Origin of the sequence: Sphingobium scionense (assembly GCF_014197035.1) — a bacterium.
In the GTDB taxonomy this organism is placed as follows: domain Bacteria; phylum Pseudomonadota; class Alphaproteobacteria; order Sphingomonadales; family Sphingomonadaceae; genus Sphingobium; species Sphingobium scionense.
In genome coordinates, this window is record NZ_JACIEU010000025.1 from 19,572 (window position 1) to 37,236 (window position 17,665).

At 67.2% G+C, this 17,665-nt stretch carries 16 protein-coding genes and 1 riboswitch; of the genes, 4 read left to right on the plus strand and 12 right to left on the minus strand.

Annotated elements, in window-relative coordinates:
• The first annotated feature begins 90 nt into the window (after positions 1-90).
• Positions 91-1,935 (plus strand): ABCB family ABC transporter ATP-binding protein/permease, encoded by a 1,845-nt coding sequence (locus GGQ90_RS22500; protein WP_188084029.1) that lies wholly within the window; start codon positions 91-93, stop codon positions 1,933-1,935.
• A gap of 4 nt (positions 1,936-1,939) precedes the next feature.
• On the opposite strand, the gene bluB is transcribed toward GGQ90_RS22500, so the two are convergent.
• The 11 genes from bluB to phhA form a co-directional block, all read right to left on the minus strand.
• Positions 1,940-2,575, minus strand: a complete 636-nt coding sequence (gene bluB / locus GGQ90_RS22505) for a 5,6-dimethylbenzimidazole synthase (protein ID WP_188084030.1) — start codon at positions 2,573-2,575, stop codon at positions 1,940-1,942.
• Entirely contained in the window at positions 2,575-3,180 is a 606-nt protein-coding gene (gene cobO, locus GGQ90_RS22510; protein ID WP_188084031.1) for a cob(I)yrinic acid a,c-diamide adenosyltransferase, read from the minus strand. Before cobO ends, bluB begins: the two co-directional genes overlap by 1 nt.
• 2 nt (positions 3,181-3,182) lie before the next feature.
• Positions 3,183-6,902 carry a cobaltochelatase subunit CobN gene (cobN, locus tag GGQ90_RS22515; protein ID WP_188084032.1) on the minus strand — a complete coding sequence of 1,240 codons (3,720 nt, stop codon included), beginning with the start codon at positions 6,900-6,902 and terminating at the stop codon, positions 3,183-3,185.
• Positions 6,902-7,954: a cobalamin biosynthesis protein CobW gene (gene cobW, locus GGQ90_RS22520; RefSeq protein ID WP_188084033.1), complete on the minus strand. Its 1,053-nt coding sequence runs from the start codon at positions 7,952-7,954 to the stop codon at positions 6,902-6,904. The genes cobN and cobW overlap by 1 nt, the downstream gene beginning before the upstream one ends.
• A 177-nt stretch (positions 7,955-8,131) precedes the next feature.
• A riboswitch (cobalamin riboswitch) is annotated at positions 8,132-8,373 on the minus strand.
• A gap of 30 nt (positions 8,374-8,403) precedes the next feature.
• Positions 8,404-8,781 carry a Rieske (2Fe-2S) protein gene (locus tag GGQ90_RS22525; RefSeq protein WP_188084034.1) on the minus strand — a complete coding sequence of 126 codons (378 nt, stop codon included), beginning with the start codon at positions 8,779-8,781 and terminating at the stop codon, positions 8,404-8,406.
• The gene (gene maiA / locus GGQ90_RS22530) at positions 8,778-9,422 is read right to left on the minus strand and encodes a maleylacetoacetate isomerase (RefSeq protein WP_188084067.1); all 645 of its coding nucleotides are present in this window, start codon (positions 9,420-9,422) and stop codon (positions 8,778-8,780) included. The genes GGQ90_RS22525 and maiA overlap by 4 nt, the downstream gene beginning before the upstream one ends.
• Positions 9,419-10,711, minus strand: coding sequence for a fumarylacetoacetase (gene fahA / locus GGQ90_RS22535; RefSeq protein ID WP_188084035.1), 1,293 nt, complete (start codon positions 10,709-10,711; stop codon positions 9,419-9,421). The genes maiA and fahA overlap by 4 nt, the downstream gene beginning before the upstream one ends.
• Positions 10,708-12,024, minus strand: a complete 1,317-nt coding sequence (gene hmgA / locus GGQ90_RS22540) for a homogentisate 1,2-dioxygenase (RefSeq protein WP_188084036.1) — start codon at positions 12,022-12,024, stop codon at positions 10,708-10,710. The genes fahA and hmgA overlap by 4 nt, the downstream gene beginning before the upstream one ends.
• Positions 12,017-13,057: a 4-hydroxyphenylpyruvate dioxygenase gene (hppD, locus tag GGQ90_RS22545; protein ID WP_188084037.1), complete on the minus strand. Its 1,041-nt coding sequence runs from the start codon at positions 13,055-13,057 to the stop codon at positions 12,017-12,019. Before hppD ends, hmgA begins: the two co-directional genes overlap by 8 nt.
• A gap of 10 nt (positions 13,058-13,067) precedes the next feature.
• Positions 13,068-14,279, minus strand: a complete 1,212-nt coding sequence (locus GGQ90_RS22550; RefSeq protein WP_188084038.1) for an amino acid aminotransferase — start codon at positions 14,277-14,279, stop codon at positions 13,068-13,070.
• Positions 14,276-15,142: a phenylalanine 4-monooxygenase gene (gene phhA, locus GGQ90_RS22555; protein ID WP_188084039.1), complete on the minus strand. Its 867-nt coding sequence runs from the start codon at positions 15,140-15,142 to the stop codon at positions 14,276-14,278. Before phhA ends, GGQ90_RS22550 begins: the two co-directional genes overlap by 4 nt.
• 94 nt (positions 15,143-15,236) lie before the next feature.
• On the opposite strand from phhA, the gene GGQ90_RS22560 reads away from it, so the two are divergent.
• Entirely contained in the window at positions 15,237-15,722 is a 486-nt protein-coding gene (locus GGQ90_RS22560) for an Lrp/AsnC family transcriptional regulator (RefSeq protein ID WP_188084040.1), read from the plus strand.
• A gap of 9 nt (positions 15,723-15,731) precedes the next feature.
• Here the strand turns inward: GGQ90_RS22560 and GGQ90_RS22565 are convergent, their stop codons facing one another.
• Positions 15,732-16,271 carry a hypothetical protein gene (locus tag GGQ90_RS22565; RefSeq protein WP_188084041.1) on the minus strand — a complete coding sequence of 180 codons (540 nt, stop codon included), beginning with the start codon at positions 16,269-16,271 and terminating at the stop codon, positions 15,732-15,734.
• A gap of 147 nt (positions 16,272-16,418) precedes the next feature.
• On the opposite strand from GGQ90_RS22565, the gene GGQ90_RS22570 reads away from it, so the two are divergent.
• On the plus strand, positions 16,419-16,862 hold the full coding sequence (locus tag GGQ90_RS22570) for a hypothetical protein (RefSeq protein WP_188084042.1): 444 nt from the start codon (positions 16,419-16,421) through the stop codon (positions 16,860-16,862).
• A gap of 142 nt (positions 16,863-17,004) precedes the next feature.
• The gene (locus GGQ90_RS22575) at positions 17,005-17,664 is read left to right on the plus strand and encodes a DUF6891 domain-containing protein (protein WP_188084043.1); all 660 of its coding nucleotides are present in this window, start codon (positions 17,005-17,007) and stop codon (positions 17,662-17,664) included.
• Position 17,665 lies beyond the last annotated feature (1 nt).

Here is a 17,665-nt window from a genome sequence, read left to right on the forward strand (position 1 = left end):
CGGATCATCTCCAACAAGGGACGCTTTTGCGTGGCCGGCCAAATGCCCGTGCCACTGGATTGCCGCCGGTCATGCGCTAAATAGCAACAAATGCCCCCAGCCACGCCCGATTCCACGCCCCTTCCGCCCGCCTGGGCCACGCTGCGGCGCTTCATCCCCTATCTCTGGCCGGCCGATGCGCCGGCCTTGCGGCGCCGGGTCGCGGTGGCGCTGGTGCTGGTCGCGCTGGCCAAGGTCATCACCCTCGCCATGCCCTTCGCCTACAAGGGCGCGATCGACCGGATGGCGCCGGGGCTGGAACCGGCCGCCGGCCTCGCCATGGCGCTGGTCGTCGCCTATGCCGGCGCGCGCTTTGGCGGCGTGCTGTTCGACAATCTGCGCAACGCCATTTTCGAGAAGGTCGGGCAGGAAGCGGGCCGGCGCCTGGCCGACGATGTCTTCGTCCATCTCCACCGCCTGTCGCTGCGCTTCCATCTCGACCGCCGCACCGGCGCCGTAACCAAGATCGTCGAGCGCGGCACGAAAAGCATCGACACGATGCTTTATTTCCTGCTGTTCAATATCGCGCCGACGGTGCTGGAACTGCTCGCCGTCTGCGCCATCTTCCTGGTCAAGTTCGGCCCCGGCCTGGTCGCCGCGACGCTGGCCATGGTCGCCCTCTATATCTGGTTCACCCGGCTCGTCACCGAATGGCGCAACCAGCTGCGCCGCGACATGGTCGACATGGACACCAGCGCGGTCGCCCATGCCGTCGACAGCCTGCTCAATTTCGAGACGGTGAAATATTTCGGTGCGGAGGAGCGCGAGGCGCGGCGCTACGGCACCGCCATGCGCCGTTATGCCAAGGCGGCGGTGAAGTCGGAAAACAGCCTCGCCTGGCTCAATATCGGCCAGTCGCTCATCACCAACCTGATGATGGGCGGGGCGATGGCCTATACCGTCTGGGGCTGGAGCCGGGGGCAATTTTCTACCGGCGACGTGGTGCTGGTGAACACGCTGTTGTCGCAGCTGTTCCGCCCGCTCGACCTGCTCGGCATGGTCTATCGCACCATCCGCCAGGGCCTGATCGACATGGAGGCGATGTACAAGCTGATCGACACCCAGACTGAAGTTGCCGACGTTCCCGGCGCCCCGGCGCTGCAGGTGGCGGGCGGCGCGGTTCGCTTCGACAGCGTCCGCTTCGGCTATGATCCCGAACGCGAGATCCTCCATGGCGTCAGCTTCGCGGTGCCGGCGGGCAAGACGCTCGCCATCGTCGGCCCATCGGGCGCGGGCAAATCGACCATCGCCCGCATTCTGTTCCGCTTCTACGATATCCAGGGCGGCACCGTGTCGATCGACGGGCAGGATATCGCCGCCGTGACGCAGGCATCGCTGCGCGCCGCGATCGGCATCGTGCCGCAGGACATGGTGCTGTTCAACGATACGGTCGGCTATAATATCGGCTATGGCCGCGAGGGCGCGCGCCAGGAAGAGATCGAGGCGGCGGCCAAGGCGGCATCGATCCACGACTTCATCCTGAGCCTGCCACAGGGCTATGACACCCGCGTCGGCGAGCGCGGCCTCAAGCTGTCGGGCGGCGAGAAGCAGCGCGTCGCCATCGCCCGCACCCTGCTGAAAGACCCGCCGGTGCTGGTGCTGGACGAGGCGACCAGCGCGCTCGACAGCCGCACCGAGACCGAGATCCAGACCGTGCTGCGCGACATCAGCCGCAAGCGCACGACATTGGTGGTGGCCCATCGCCTGTCGACCGTGGTCGATGCCGACGAGATCATCGTGCTGGACGCCGGCCGCATCGTCGAGCGCGGCCGCCATGCCGATCTGGTCCGCGCCGACGGCCTCTACGCCACCATGTGGACCCGCCAGGCGACCGAGCGCGACGACATGCCGCAGGAACCGGGGATCGAGGACATGTTCGAGGTCGCTCCGCAATAGCGGGTCAGCACGCGCTGATCTGGGCCAGCGGATCGAGCCGCGCCTGCCAGCCCAGCCGGTCCAGTTCGGGCGTGTCGGCGACCGCTTCGGGATGGCCCAGGCACAGCAGCGCGACGAAGGCCCAGTCGTCAGGCACCGCCAGCGTCCGCGCGACAAAGGCCGGATCGAGGATCGATACCCAGCCGAGCGCCAGCCCGCGCGCCCGTGCGGCCAGCCACAGCGTATGGATCGCCAGCACCACCGAATAGAGCCGGGTCTGCGGCATGGTCGCCGCGCCCAGCCCCGCGCCGGCCTGTGTCGTATCGTCGCAGAAGACGGCGATGATCTCCGGCGCCTCGCGCAGCCCGTGCAGCTTCAGCGCGCGATAGGCATCATGCCGGGTGGCGTCGGTGATCTGCACGGTGGCCCGTTCCCGCTCGGCATCGACATGATCGGCCAGCGCCGCGCGCAGCGCGGGCGTGCGCACCCGGACAAAGCGCCAGGGCTGGCTGTTGCCGACCGACGGCGCCAGCTGCGCCAGCGTCAGCAGCTCCAGCACCATCGACTCATCCAGCGGATCGGTGCGGAAATGGCGCGCGTCGCGGCGCCAGGTCAGCAGGTCGGTCAGGGTCGCGCAGAAATCGGGGGCGAAGGCCTGCATCAATATTCGATGCCGGCCTGCGCCTTCACCCCGCTGCGGAAGGGATGCTTGATCATCGTCATCTCGGTCACCAGGTCGGCGGCCTCGATCAGCGCCTCGGGCGCGTTGCGGCCGGTGACGACGACATGCTTCATCTCGTCCTTGGCGGTCAGCACCGCCAGCACCTCGTCCAGCGGCAGATAGTCATAGCGCAGCACGATATTGAGTTCATCGGCCAGCACCATCGCATAGTCGGGATCGGCGACCATGCGCTTCACCTCGTCCCACGCCTCGCGCGCCAGCGCGATGTCGCGGCTGCGATCCTGCGTGTTCCAGGTGAAGCCCTCGCCCATCGGCTTGAACTCGATTCTGTCAGGGAAGGCGTCGAACACCGCCTTCTCGCCGGTGGTCATCGCGCCCTTCACGAACTGGACTACGCCGACCTTCTTGCCATGGCCGATCATGCGCACGACCATGCCCAGCGCCGCCGTGGTCTTGCCCTTGCCCTTGCCGGTATGGACGATCAGCAGGCCCTTCTCCTGGGTCTTGGTCGCCATGATCTTGTCATGGGCGGCCTGCTTCTTCTTCATCTTTTCCGCATGCTGTTCGTCGGTGCGTTCGGCCATCGTCACTCTCCTGCAAGCTGGGCGAGCAGCATGCCCGCGCTGTTCGATCTGGGTTTCCACAGGCCGCGCTCCAGCGCCTCGGCCAGCCGCGCGGCGGTCTCGCGCAGGGCGGCGGGATTGGCGTCGGCCATGAAGGCGCGCACCGCCTCATCCTCGATGAAGGCGGCGTGGACGGCGTCGAATTGATGGTCGCGCACCGCATGGGTGGTGGCGGCGAAGGCGAAGAGATAGTCGACCGAGGCGGCGATCTCGAACGCGCCCTTGTAGCCATGGCGCATGACCCCGGCGATCCATTTGGGGTTGGTGACGCGGGCGCGGACGATGCGGCCGATCTCATCCTCCAGCGTGCGGATCACCGGCCGCTCCGGGCGGCTATGGTCATTGTGATAGCTGAGCGGCCTTGTGCCCTTCAGATATTCGATGGCGGCGGCGATGCCGCCTTCGAACTGATAATAATCATCGCTGTCGAGCAGGTCATGCTCGCGATTATCCTGATTCTGGACGACCGCATCGGCCTGGCCCAGGCGGGTGGCGAACAAGGCGCGTTCGCTGTCGCCCTCCACCCCCGCGCCATAGGCATAGCCGCCCCAGTCGAGATAGACTTGCGCCAGATCGGCGCGGCTGTGCCAGATCTTCTCGTCGATCATCGCCTGCAACCCCGCGCCATAGGCGCCGGGCTTCGATCCGAACACACGGGCACCGGCGCGGCGCGCGGCCTCCGCCGCATCGGCACCATCCGCCACCAGCGCCGCCTGTTCGGCGCGATGCCGGGCAGCGGCGGGATTATCCTCGTCCGGCTCGTCGAGCGCCATCACCGCGCGGGCGGCGCTGTCGATCAGGTCGATCTGTTCGGGGAAGGCGTCGCGGAAAAAGCCGGAGACGCGCAATGTCACGTCGACGCGCGGCCGGCCCAGCTCGGCGAGCGTCATCATCTCGAAGCCGACGACCCGCCCCGAACTCCATTCCCAGCGCGGCCGCACCCCCATCAGCGCCAGCGCCTGGGCAATATCGTCGCCGCCGGTGCGCATGTTCGCCGTGCCCCAGGCGGACAAGGCGATGGCGCGGGGATAGTCGCCCTCGCGCTGGAGATAATCGTCGACCAGCAATTGCGCCGATCGCTGGCCCAAGTCCCAAGCGACGGCGGTCGGCACCGCGCGGGTATCGACCGAAAAGAAATTGCGCCCGGTCGGCAGCACATCGGGCCGGCCGCGCGTCGGCGCGCCCGATGGTCCGGGCAGCACGAACCGGCCGTCGAGTCCCGCCAGCAGGGCCGCCGCCTCGCGCGGGCCACAGGCATCGACGCGCGGCGCCAGATCATCGGCGATCGCCGCCAGCACGGCGGCGCTGGCCGGGCCGACCGGCGCCGCGCCATCGACCAGAGCCGCCGCCAACAGTTCCAGCCGCTCGACCATGTCGCCATGGGTACGCCAGGCATCTGTGGATAAGTCCGTCATCGCCGCCGGATGCGGTCCATCCCACGGCGCACCCAGCACGCAATCGAGCGGATCGAAACCCAGCCCCAGATCATCGGCCAGCGCCCGCAGCAATGATGCCTGCCCCGGATGATCGAGGCCACGCGGCGTCCGCGCCAGCGCGATCAGCAGATCGCGCCGCAGTCGCCCCTGCGGCGAGGCGGTAAAGACATGCAGCCCGTCGCGGATCTGCAATTCCTTCAGTTCGCACAGATAATTGTCGATCGCGGCGAGCGCGTCGTCATCATCGCCGGCGGCCCCCGCATCCTTGTCCAACCCCTGGCTGCGGGCGAGGTCGATGATATCGCGGCGCAGCCGGTCGAGCCGGCGCGGGTCCATGCCGGCGGCAAGATAATATTCGTCCACCAGCGCTTCGAGCTGCTTGAGCGGCCCATAGCTTTCCGCCCGCGTCAGCGGCGGGGTCAGATGGTCGATAATGACGGCGCCGATGCGGCGCTTGGCCTGCGTCCCCTCGCCCGGATCATTGACGATGAAGGGATAGAGTTGCGGCACCGGTCCCGCGCAGATTTCGGGGAAGCAATCGGCCGAAAGCGACACCGCCTTGCCCGGCAGCCATTCCAGATTGCCATGCTTGCCGACATGGACCAGCGCCTGCGCGCCGAAATCCTGCGCCAGCCAGACATGGAAGGCGAGATAGGCGTGCGGCGGCGGCAGCGCGGGGTCATGATAGCTGCTCTTGGGATCGATATTATAGCCGCGCGCCGGCTGCACCGCGATCGCGACATGGCCGAAGCGATGGACGGCGAGGCGAAAGGCGCCGTCCCGCACGAAGGGATCGGCCTCGGGCGGTCCCCAGCGACCGACCATGGCCTCACGCGCGCTGTCGGGCAGAGCGGCAAGGGCGGCGCGATAGACATCGAGCGACAGGCTGACCTCGCCCGGCCGGTCGATCGACGCCCGGTCATTGGTGACGCCGCCGGTCATCAGCCGCATCAGCGCGGCGCCCTCGCGCGGGGCGGCGCCGATCGCATAGCCGGCTTCGCCCAGTCGGCACAGGATCGCGGCGGCGCTGGCCGGCGTATCGAGACCCACGCCATTGCCGATCCGGCCGTCGCGATTGGGATAATTGGCGAGCACCAGCGCGACCCGACGCTCGGTCGGCGCGGTGCGGCGCAACGCCGCCCAGTTGCGCGCCAGATCGGCGACGAAGGCGACCCGGTCGGGTGCCACGCGCGGCACGACGATACCGCACTGGGTCCGCGCGTCGAACCGCTCGGCCGCCTTGAAGGCGACGGCGCGGGTGAAGAGGCGGCCGTCCACTTCGGGCAGGGCGACATTCATCGCCAGATCCCGCGGGCCAAGGCCACGGGCGGACCCGCGCCAGCTGCCCTCCTCGACCCCGGCAAAGGCGGTCTGCAGGATCGGGCAGTCGGCCTGTTCCAATATGCCCGGCACGCGCGGCTCGGACGAAGAGGAAGCGGCGAAGCTGGTCGCATTGACGATGATATCGGGCGCGATGTCGGCCAGCAGCCCGCCGAGCCAGTCGCGCACGAACGGCTCGCGCAGCGCGCGGACATGCACGGCGGCGACATTGAAGCCGCGCGCCTGCAAGGCCACCACCATCGCATCGACCGCGCTCAGCGTGCCGGCCACCACCAAAGCGCGATAGAAGATCAGCAGCGCCACCGGCCGCCCCGGGATCCAGGTCGCGCGCAGTTCGGCCACGCCCGGCCGGTCATGGCCGGGCAGATAGATGCCCGCGTCGGCGATCGGCAGCGGATGGTCGGGTTCGCCCGCATCCGCACCGGTCAGCCGGGCGGCGCAGCGCAGGAAGGACAGCGCATTGGCGGTGCCGCCCTGGCGCAGATAGTCGCGCAACTGCTCGCGCATCGCTGCCGGCACGGTGGAGGCCAGATCCAGCGCCGGGTCGCCCTCGCGCCCGTCGGCGATCGCGGCGAAGGCGATGCCCCGTTCGCGCGCGACCTGCGCAATCTCGTCCACGCCATAGGGCCAGTAGCTCTTGCCGCCGAGCAGGATGACGCAGACGAAGCGCGCCTTGGCGATCACCTTCTCGACATAGAGATCGACCGAATAGGGATGCTTGAGCTGCAGCAGATTGGCCAGCCGCACACTCGGCGCATCATCGGGCAGGCGCGCGGCAGCGGCGGCGAAACAGGCGAGATCGCTGTCCGCCACGGTCAGGATGACAATGTCGCCGGGCGGCTGGTCGAGATCGATCGCTTCCTCGCCGTCGCTGATCGTTCCCGGCGTGGCGGACAGGAGATGCATCAGCCGAGCACGGCCTGGATGTCGGCCTCGATCGCGGCGCGGTCCAGCCCCTTCTGGCCGATCACCACCAGCTGGGTGCGGCGCGCTTCTTGCCCCTGCCAGGGGCGGTCGAAGAAATGCTGGATGCGCGGGCCGACCGCCTGCACCACCAGCCGCATCGGCTTGCCCGCGACCGCGACCATGCCCTTGACGCGCAGCACGTCATGGGCGGCGATCAGCGCGGACAGCGCCTGCACCAGCGTATCGGGATCGGCAACCGCATCGCCATTGACGACGAAGCTGTCAAAATCATCATGGTCATGATCTTCGCCCTCCGCCTCATGGTGTGAGGGGCGGGCGTCGAGATCATCCTCCGCCGCCGCGACGATGCCCAGCAGCGCGCCGATGTCGACCGCGCCATGGGCGGCGCGGACGATCTTCACGCCGGGCCGCGTTTCGGCATCGACCTGCGCCTCGACCGCGGCCAGCGTGTCGGCATCGACCAGGTCGCTCTTGTTCAGCACCACCATGTCGGCGCAGGCGAGCTGATCCTCGAACAATTCCTCCAGCGGGCTGTCATGATCCAGATTGGGGTCGGCGGCGCGCGCCGCGGCCAGCGCCGCCTCGTCGGTGGCGAAGCGACCGGCGGCGACCGCATCGGCGTCGATCAGCGCGACGACCCCGTCCACCGTGGCGCGGGTGCGGATGTCGGGCCATTGGAAGGCCTTGACCAGCGGCTTGGGCAAAGCCAGCCCCGACGTCTCGATGATGATATGGTCGGGCGGGCTCGGCCGGTCGAGCAGGGCGGTCATGGTCGGCAGGAAATCGTCGGCCACGGTGCAGCAGATGCAGCCATTGGCCAGCTCGACGATATCCTCTTCCGGGCATGCAGCGTCGTTGCAACCCTTCACCAGCTCGCCGTCGACGCCGACATCGCCAAATTCGTTGATGATGAGGGCGAGGCGGCGCCCCTGCGCATTTTCGAGCAGATGGCGGATCAGCGTGGTCTTGCCCGCGCCCAGGAAGCCGGTGATGACGGTGGTCGGAATCTTGGCAGATGCAGTGTTGGCCATGACAAATACTCGCGCGCCGGAGCAACCGGGGCGGGAGCGAACCGGGCGCGCACGCACGGCCGGCCCGCATCGCGGACGGGCGCTTGTTCGCCCGCAGATGCGTGACCGCGCGGCTCCAGCCGCCAACCTGTCGCTCAGACGGAACACCGTGCCCCGGCCATCCCCTGGACCAAAGCAAGAGCGACCTAAACGCCGGCAGGTCTCCTGGCTTGCGGGTCATAGCGGGAGGAACGGCCTTCCCAGGCCTCGCAGGATTTAGCGTCCGGCCCAGTGGCTGCTGATCCCGCAGCGGGGACAGCTTTGTTCATCACGCTCGCCGCTCACAGTTGCAGGGACAGCTGCGGACTTGGATGCCATGGCATCCGCACCGCCTTCCCATTTTAAGCCCCCGTGGGGGCACCGGCGCGATCATGTCGGGACGATGCGAAGCGCCGTCCCTGGGCCGGTTCCTAGTCGCTTTGGGCAGCGGTGACAATCCAGCCATCGGCGATGGCGAGCGGCCAGGGCGCAACGCGCTGGCCGACACAGGGTCCGCCGACACAGACTCCATCGTCGCGGCGGAACAGCGCGCCGTGCCAGCTACAGCGGATATGACTGCCATCCGGGGTCAGATAATCGTCCAACTGCTGCGCCAGCGGCAGGCCGGCATGGGGGCATTGGTCGACAAAGCCGGCGACATGATCGCCATCCCGCACGGCAAAGCCATGGAAGCGACCGGCGCGCATCTGCAGCACGAAATTGCGCGCCTTGCCGTCGGCGATCTGGTCGATCGGGCAGAGGCGCACGCCCGCTGGCGTCGCGAACAGGCGCGTGTCACTGTCGCTCATGCGTCGGCGTCGGGCTGGCGATCGGGGTGCGCGGCGGCAAAGGCGGGGAGCGCGCATGCCGCCGCGTCCACGGCGCACAGCCGCGGAAAGGGTGTCAGGTCGACGCCGAAGCGCCGGGCATTGTAGAGCTGGGGCACGATATGGCAGTCGGCGAAGCTGGGGCTGTCCCCGAAGGCATGGGTGCCGCCATGGCGCGCGATCAGCATTTCGAGCGCGGCCAGTCCCTCGCCGGTCCAGCGGACGATCCAGGCGCGGACCTGATCCTCATCGGCGCCAAAATCGTGCCGCAGCGCCTGCAACACGCGCAGATTGCCGAGCGGATGAATGTCGCAGGCGATGATGGCGGCCATGGCGCGAACGATCGCCGCATCGCCGGGATCGGCGGGCAGCAAGGGCGGCTGGGGCCAGCGCGCCTCGATCCATTCCAGGATCGCGCTGCTCTGCGTCAGCACGGTGGCGCCCGCGACCAGTGCGGGCACCAGCCCCAGTGGCGCGAGCGCCCGATAGTCGGGCGCGCGCTGCGCGCCGCTGCGCAGGTCATGGGCGACCTGCGCATAGTCGACGCCCTTCAGGGCCAGCGCAATGCGCACGCGATAGCTCGCGCTCGATCGCCAATAGCCGTGAAGGGTGAGGTCGCTCATCGCGCCGGCACGACCGTCGCGCGGCATTCGCCAAAGCCGATCGACACATTGCCGGGGGCCGACGCCGTGGCGCGCAGGGTCACCTCGTCGCCATCTTCCAGGAAGCAGCGCGTCTCGCCCGATGGCAGGCTGATCGGCTCGCGCCCGCCGCTGCTGATCTCCATCAGGCTGCCATAGCCGTCACGGGTCGGGGCCGAGATGGTGCCACTGCCCAGCAGGTCGCCCGGCATCAGGTTGCAGCCATTGGAGGCATGATGGGTGACGATCTGGCTGACGGTCCAGTACATGTTGCTCGCCGGCCCCTGGCTGAGCCGCATCGGCGACAGCTCCGCGTCGCGCATCGCCTGGGTGGAGAGATACACCTCCAAGGTCAGCGCCAACGCGCCATAAGCCTGATCGTCGGCATCGCTGAGGTAAGGCAGCGGCGCGGGATCCCCATCCGGCCGGGCCGGCTGGGCGATGCGGAACGGGGCCATCGCCTCGGGCGTCACCACCCAGGGCGAGATGGTCGAATGGAAATTCTTGGCCAGAAATGGCCCCAGCGGCTGATATTCCCACGCCTGGAAATCGCGCGCCGACCAGTCGTTGAGCAGGCAGAAGCCGGCGACATGATCGGCCGCCTCGCCGATGGGGATCGGGCTGCCCAGATCATTGCCGGCGCCGATCCACACGCCCAGTTCCAGCTCATAGTCGAGCCGGGCGGTCGGGCCGACCAGCGGCACCTCGGCGTCGGGCGGCTTGCGCTGACCACGCGGCCGGACCAGCGGATCGCCGGACGGGCGGATCGAGGACGCCCGGCCATGATAGCCGATCGGCACATATTTATAATTGGGCAGCAGCGGATTGTCGGGCCGGAACTGGCGGCCGATATTGTTGGCGTGATGGATGCCGACATAGAAGTCGCTATAATCGCCGATCCGCGCCGGCAGGTGCAGCGTGCAGTCCGCCGCCCGGTGCAGCAGCGGCTCGACCGCCGGACGATGGGCCGGGTCAGACAGCAGCGCGCTGATCCGGCGGCGCAGGGCGATGCGCTCCGCCACCGGCAGCGCCATCAGCGCATTGAGCTGGCCTTCCAGCAGCGGCGCGCAATCGATCAGCCCGGCGCCGACACAGGCGGCCAGGTCCAATATCGCGTCGCCGATCGCGACACCGGCGCGCGGCGCCTCGTCCGCGGGCGAAAACAGCCCATAAGGCAGATTCTGGATCGGGAAGTCGCCATGATCCTGCGCGCTCGCAACCCAGCTGGTGCGGGCGGGATCATGGGTTTCGTCGGTGTGCCAATAGCTCATGGGGTCTCGTTCATCGGGGGAAGCTGGGCCTTGCGAAAGCCGGACCAGCAATCATCATAATCGGGTTGCAGCAGCGGGCTTTCCATCGCCCAGCGCGTCGGGCGCAGCACCATCCGGCTTTCGAACATGAAGGCCATGGTGTCGGCGATGCGCTGGGGCGCGAGGTCGGCGGCGATCGCCTTGTCATAGCTCGCCCGGTCGGGGCCATGGCCGGCCATGCCATTGTGCAGCGACGCGCCGCCGGGCGCGAAGCCGCCCGCCTTGGCATCATATTCGCCCTGGATCAGGCCCATCAGCTCGCTCATCACATTGCGGTGGAACCAGGGCGGCCGGAATGTGTCCTCCGCCACCATCCAGCGCGGCGGGAAGATGACGAAATCGATATTGGCGGTGCCGGGCGTCTCGCTCGGCGATGTCAGCACCGTGAAGATCGACGGGTCGGGGTGGTCGAAACTGACCGTGTTGATCGTGTTGAACCGGGTGAGGTCATAGCGCAGCGGCGCCAGATTGCCGTGCCAGGCAACGACATCGAACGGGCTGTGATCCAGCATAGTTATCCACAGCCGTCCCATGAATTTCTGTACCAGCGTATAGGGCCGCTCGACATCCTCGAATGCCGCGACCGGCGCCTCGAAATCGCGGGGGTTGGCGAGGCCATTGGCGCCGATCGGGCCGAGATCGGGCAGGCGGAAGGGCGCGCCGTAATTTTCGCAGACATAGCCACGCGCCGCGCCCTCGGTCAGTTCGACCCGGAAGCGCACGCCGCGCGGGATCAGCGCGATCTGCAACGGCGCAACGTCGATCACACCCAGTTCGGTGACGATGCGCAGCGTGCCCTGCTGCGGCACGATCAGCATTTCGCCATCGACACAGACGAAGGCGCGGTCGATCATCGAGGCGGTCGCGGCATAGAGATGCACGGCGCAGCCCTGGCCCGCCGCGACATCGCCATTGCCGGCATAGCTGGTGAGGCCATCGATGAAATCGATATCGCCCGTAGGCAAGGGTAGCGGGTTCCAGCGCAGCCGGTTGGGCGATGGCGGCACGTCGTCGAACGGCGCACTGCGCAGCAAAGTTGCAGCATCATAGGGCACGAACGGCGGATGCGACGCCGCCGGCCGCATGCGATAGAGCCAGCTGCGCCGGTTCTCCGCGCGCGGCGCGGTAAAGGCGGTGCCCGACAGCTGCTCGGCATAAAGGCCATAGGGCACGCGCTGGGGCGAATTGCGCCCCACCGGCAGCGCTCCGGCCACCGCCTCGGTCGAAAAATGATTGCCGAAGCCGCTCATCATCGGGGGCAGCACATCATTCATCGACGGTGATCACGCCGCGACGGATCTGGTCCAGCTCGATCGATTCATAGAGCGCCTGGAAATTGCCATTGCCAAAGCCTTCGTTGCCCTTGCGCTGGATGATCTCGAAGAAGATCGGGCCGAACATCGTCTCGGTAAAGATCTGCAGCAAAATGCCCTCCTCGCCGACATTGCCGTCGATCAGAATGCGGTTGCGCTTCAGTCGTTCCAGATCCTCGCCATGGCCCGGCACGCGCTGGTCGACCAGCTCATAATAGGTCTCGATCGTGTCCTGCAGCCGCACCCCGCGCGCGCGCAGCCGCTCGACCGTGTCATAGATATTGGCGGTGGTGAGCGCGATATGCTGGATGCCCTCGCCATTATAGTCGCGGATGAACTCCTCGATCTGGCTCTTGTCGTCCTGGCTCTCGTTCAGGGGAATGCGGATCGCCTTGTCCGGGGCGATCATTGCCTGGCTGAACAGACCGGTCGCCTTGCCCTTGATATCGAAATATTTCTGCTCCTCGAAGCCGAAGAGGGTGCGGTAGAATTCGCTCCACACCCGCATTTGGCCGCGCTTCACATTGTGAGTCAGATGGTCGAGCAGGTCGAGGCCGACATTGTTGCGCGCCTCCGCCTCCTGCCAGCCGGGAAATTCCGCCCAGTCGGCATAGGGATCGCCATCATCGGCCATGAAATAGAGATAGGAACCGCCAATCCCCTGGATCACGGTGTCATTTTCGTCCGTCGGCTTGCCGCCATGGTCAAGCGCCCAGCGCAGCGCGGCGTCGGGATCGGCAACGCGAAAGGCCATGGCGCTGGCCGAGGGGCCATGTTCGCCGCGAAAGGCGGCAACGCGCCCGGCATCGTCGCGGTTCAGCATCAGGTTGATCCGCCCCTGCTTGTAGCGGGTGATATTCTTGGTCGGGTGCCGGTGGGTCGCGGTGAAGCCCAACTGCTCGAACTGGGCGGCCATCTTCTCGGGCTCGGGCGAGGTGAATTCGACGAACTCGAAGCCGTTGAGGCCCAGCGGGTTAGCGGGATCGATGGTCATGACAGGGTCCTCAGGCAGAAGGCAGATGCGGCGAAAGGCCGGCGACAAAGGCGGGGATGGCGTCGAGCCGCAGCCCGGCGATGTTGATGCGGCCATTGCCGGCCATGTAGATGCCATGGTCGGCGCGCATCGCGGCGACGGCGGCGGCACTGACCGGCAGCATCGCGAACATGCCGCGCTGGCCGGCAATGGCGACAAGCTGCGGATGGGCCGCCACCAGCGCGGCACGCAGCGCATTGATGCGGGTGCGCATCTGGTCCAGCTCAGCCATCCATTCGGCGCGCATCGCCGGGCGTTCCAGGATGGTGCGGACGATCGCCGCGCCATGATCGGGCGGCATCGACCAGATGCCACGCGCCAGCGCGACGATGTTGGAAAAGGCGAGCGTAGTCAGCGCCACATTCGCCCCCTGCACCCACAGCGCGCCCACCCGCTCGCGATAGAGGCCGAAATTCTTGTCGCAGCTATAGGCGACCAGCGCATCGGGCACCGTGGCCAGCATCTGCCGCGTGGCGGCGGCGTCCGCCTCCAGCCCGTCGCCCAACCCCTGATAGGCGAGGTCGATGAACGGGATCAGGCCGCGCGCCGCGCACAGATCGGCGATCGCCGCCCATTGTTCGGCGCTGAAATCGACGCCGGTCGGATTATGGCAGCAGCCATGGAGCAGCAGCACGTCGCCGGCTTGCGCGGCGGCCAGATCGGCCAGCATCGCGTCGAAATCGACCGCGCCCGTGCCGTCCAGGAAACGGTGTGAGGCCAACGTCAGCCCGGCCTCGCGAAAGATCGGCGCATGATTGGGCCAGGTCGGATCGCCGATCCACACGGTGGCGCCGGGCCGGGCGCGGGCAATCAGGTCGGCGCCCAGCCGCAGCGCGCCGGTGCCGCCGGGCGTCTGCACCCCGGCGATCCGATCGGCCCCCGCCAGCGGACCAAAGACGATGCCGGCGAGCAGATCGACAAAGCCCGTGTCGCCCTCCGGCCCCAGATAGGATTTGCTGCCCTGCTCGGCCAGCAGCACCGCTTCGGCCGCCTTCACCGCGCGCATCACCGGGGTCGCGCCCGCTTCGTCGCGATAGACGCCGACGCCCAGGTCAATCTTGTCGGCGCGCGGATCGGCGCGATACTGCGCGATCAGTCCCAGCAGCGCGTCGGGCGCCTGGCGATCGAGCGCACCGAACAGGGACCGGCCGGGCGCCGGGGCAAGAAGGGTCGTGTCTGTCATATAACCTCGGGAGCGCGGGCACGGGCATAGGCCTGGGTGCCCTGTGTGTAGATGATGTCGGTGTCGGCGATCGCGTCGGTCGCAAAATCAGGCTGCCCCGCCAATTGCGCATAGAGCGGGGCGAAGTCGGTCTCGACCGTCTGGCGCAGCAGATCCTCGAAACTGTCGATGACGAAATAGCTCTGCTGATAATCGTCGATGCGATAGCGGGTGCGCATCAGCCGCCTGAGGTCGAAGCCGAGGCGATGGGGCGAGGGATCGTCGAGCGCGAAGACGGATTCGCCATAGGAGGAGACGATGCCCGCGCCATAGAGGCGCAGCCCCTCGGGTCGGCGGATGAGGCCGAACTCGACCGTGTACCAGTAGAGCCGGGCCAGCCGCTCGATCGCGCCCAGATCGGCGGCGCGCAGGCCCCCCTGGCCATAGGCCTGCATATAGTCGGCAAAGACCGGGTTGGCGAGCAGCGGCACATGGCCGAAGACATCGTGGAAAATGTCCGGCTCCTGCAGATAGTCGATCTGGTCGGGGGTGCGGATGAAGCGGCCGGCGACGAAGCGGCGATTGGCCAGATGCTCGAAGAAGACCCGATCCGGCACCAGCCCCGGCACGGCGACCACCTGCCAGCCGGTCGCCCGCATCAGCCGATCGGACAGTTCCTCGAAATTGGGGATGCCGGGGCGGTTGATGCGCAATATGTCGAGCCCGGCCATGAACTCGGGCACCACCCGGTCGGGCAGCATGGCGGACTGGCGCGCGAAGAGCGTGTCCCACATCGCATGTTCAGCCGCGCTGTAGCGGCCCCACGCCTGCGAGATCGTCCAGTCGGCCGCAGCGCCTGCGGGTGGCTCAAGCTCCTCTACCATCACGCCAATCTCTCACAGACCGGGCGTAATTGCCTTTCAATCGGGCAGGATTTACAAAGAATTTTGGAAAGCCAATTCACCGATCGGCGATATCATGAACAAATCCGTCAATCTCGATGCACTCGACCGCCGCATCGTCGCAGAGCTTCAGCGCGACGCCTCGCTCAGCAATGCGGACCTGGCCGAACGGGTCGGCAGCACCGCCCCGTCCTGCTGGCGGCGGATCAGGGCGCTGGAGGAAATGGGCGTGCTCAAGGGCGCGGTGCGCCTCGCCGATGCCGAGAAGCTCGGCCATGCCGTCAACATATTGTGCAGCGTGCGGATGAAGAGCCACACCAGCGAAAGCGTCGACGCCTTCCACGCCTTTGTCGAGGCGCATCCCCAGATCATGGAATGCTACCTCATGTCGGGCGAATGGGATTATCTGATGCGGGTCGTGGCCTCCGACGTCGCCGATTACGAGCATTTCCTGATGCGCAACCTGCTCAAACACCCCTCGGTCGGCGGCGCCTCCTCCCACTTCGCCCTGTCGGTGACCAAATTCACCACCGTCCTGCCGGTGGGGGAGGTCGGGCGCTAGGCAAGGTGCCTAGTTCGACACATCAGGGCATTGGCCCGGGCGCTTTTCTTCCTGGCCGGCCTTGAACCAGCGGGTCGACTGGGCATCGACGGATTCGTCATAATAGCAGATTTCGGCGGTGCCGCTGGCGGGATCGACCAGGGTGAGCCATTGGTGCGGGCCGCAATTATGGGTTTCGCAGGACCAGGCCGCGACCTTGCCATCGACGGTGGCGATCGGCGAGGACGGGCCGCCATCCTCCAGCACCCATGTGCGCACCGCCTTGTCCGCAACCGCCGCCTTCACCGCCGCGACTACGGCGGGATCGTCGTTCCAGCTATGCGCGCCGACCTTGTCGAAGGGATATTTGCCGACATATTTGCCAAAGGCGTCCGCCGCGGGCGCGGCAGCATCGGTCGTGTTGGCATGGGCCATGGCATTTTCGACAGAGTTGACCGCATTGTCGGCGGCATTGTCGGCCGGGCTGCTCTTTTCGCTGCTGCAGGCGGCCAGCGCCGCAGACAGGATGACCGGCAGGGTCAGGACGGTCCAGAGGCGGTGGCGGGTCATCGGCGGTCCTTTGCTGGAGGAGAATGAACCCATGGTGGGGTGGGACGCGACGGGGAGCAAGCGCGATTGCGCGGCGGGCGCGGAAAACGCCGGCTGATCCGTCTGGAGGGGCAGATGCCCCCCCCCTTGCGAAAGGCCCCCTGCCCGATGCGTTTGCCCCCTGCCCTGATCCTGCTCGCCAGCCTGGCCGCTGCGCCGGCCACCGCCCAGACGGCAGCGCCCGCCGACGGTCCGCTGAAAGTCGAAAATTATTATCGCGTCAAATGGGGCGGAATGGGCCAGTTCCTGACCGCCTATCACAAGCAGCATGAGGCGTTGCTGCGCGAGATGATGCGGCAGGGCTATATTACGCAAGTGACGGTCGAGATGCCCTTCACCCATATGGGCGGCGGCACGCGATGGGATGTGCGCACCACCATCGTCTACAAACATGGCGCCGACGGCGTGGGCGCGGGCGAAGCCTATAAGGCCGCGATGGCCGCGGCAAAGGCGCGGATGTTCCCCGACAAGGCGGCGTTCGATGCCGAGGAAGCCAGGCGCATGGCGGTGACCGAGGATCATTGGGACGTGGTGCTGGAACCCGCGCCATAAGGATCGGCAGGCCATTTGGGGGCATCGCTGCGGCGGACCGTGAAGCTGTCGCGATTCATGGGTCAATTGCCCCCTTTTCCTTTGCCCGAAGCCACGCCATGTTGGGGCGGAGTAAAGTGCATCGCGGGAGGCAGGCAAACGCATGTTCGGCGCATTGTGGAATCGAATCTTCGGCAAGACCAACGCCCCCGAGCAAGAAGCAGCCCTTCCCCCCTATGATCCGCTCGCGGCGCTGCGCGACCAGGTGTGGCGCGATGTCGCTGGCGGCTTTCACGACGATGATGCGGTCCTGACCGCCGCGCATGACGCGTTCGAGGAGGAACTGCCCGGCCCGACGCTGCGCCGCGAGGCTTCGGCAGCGCTGCGCCAGGCGCTGGCCGAGCATCGTGCCGCCGAAAAGGCCTGGCCCGACATGACCGATTGTGACCGGCTGGACGCGGCCTTTGCCGCGCTGGAGGCCGAGGGCGTGATCGCGCGGCAGAATTTCACCTGTTGCGGCAATTGCGGCGCGATCGAGATATGGGACGAGATCGAGGAAGCGATATGTGAAGGCCGCCCGGCCGAGGGCTATGCCTTTTTCCACATGCAGGACACCGAAGCGGCGGTCGAGGGCGAAGGACTGTATCTCAACTATGGCGCCTGCGCGGCGGGCGAAGCGGCGGCGCTGGAGATTGGTCGACGGATCGTCGCGCAGCTCGATGCCCATGACCTGGCGGTCGATTGGGACGGCAGCTGGAGCATGCGCATCCAGGTGGTGCTGGACTGGAAAAAGCGCCGCACCCTGCGCATGCTGGAGGCCTGAA

Coding starts and splice junctions, on each gene's coding strand:
- GGQ90_RS22565 (WP_188084041.1), bottom strand. CDS start 16,271: ATGACCCGCCACCGCCTCTGGACCGTCCTGACCCTGCCGGTCATCCTG.
- hppD (WP_188084037.1), bottom strand. CDS start 13,057: ATGACCATCGATCCCGCTAACCCGCTGGGCCTCAACGGCTTCGAGTTC.
- cobN (WP_188084032.1), bottom strand. CDS start 6,902: ATGCATCTCCTGTCCGCCACGCCGGGAACGATCAGCGACGGCGAGGAA.
- GGQ90_RS22570 (WP_188084042.1), top strand. CDS start 16,419: ATGCGTTTGCCCCCTGCCCTGATCCTGCTCGCCAGCCTGGCCGCTGCG.
- fahA (WP_188084035.1), bottom strand. CDS start 10,711: ATGAGCTATTGGCACACCGACGAAACCCATGATCCCGCCCGCACCAGC.
- bluB (WP_188084030.1), bottom strand. CDS start 2,575: ATGCAGGCCTTCGCCCCCGATTTCTGCGCGACCCTGACCGACCTGCTG.
- GGQ90_RS22525 (WP_188084034.1), bottom strand. CDS start 8,781: ATGAGCGACAGTGACACGCGCCTGTTCGCGACGCCAGCGGGCGTGCGC.
- phhA (WP_188084039.1), bottom strand. CDS start 15,142: ATGGTAGAGGAGCTTGAGCCACCCGCAGGCGCTGCGGCCGACTGGACG.
- GGQ90_RS22500 (WP_188084029.1), top strand. CDS start 91: ATGCCCCCAGCCACGCCCGATTCCACGCCCCTTCCGCCCGCCTGGGCC.
- GGQ90_RS22560 (WP_188084040.1), top strand. CDS start 15,237: ATGAACAAATCCGTCAATCTCGATGCACTCGACCGCCGCATCGTCGCA.
- GGQ90_RS22575 (WP_188084043.1), top strand. CDS start 17,005: ATGTTCGGCGCATTGTGGAATCGAATCTTCGGCAAGACCAACGCCCCC.
- hmgA (WP_188084036.1), bottom strand. CDS start 12,024: ATGAATGATGTGCTGCCCCCGATGATGAGCGGCTTCGGCAATCATTTT.
- maiA (WP_188084067.1), bottom strand. CDS start 9,422: ATGAGCGACCTCACCCTTCACGGCTATTGGCGATCGAGCGCGAGCTAT.
- cobW (WP_188084033.1), bottom strand. CDS start 7,954: ATGGCCAACACTGCATCTGCCAAGATTCCGACCACCGTCATCACCGGC.
- cobO (WP_188084031.1), bottom strand. CDS start 3,180: ATGGCCGAACGCACCGACGAACAGCATGCGGAAAAGATGAAGAAGAAG.
- GGQ90_RS22550 (WP_188084038.1), bottom strand. CDS start 14,279: ATGACAGACACGACCCTTCTTGCCCCGGCGCCCGGCCGGTCCCTGTTC.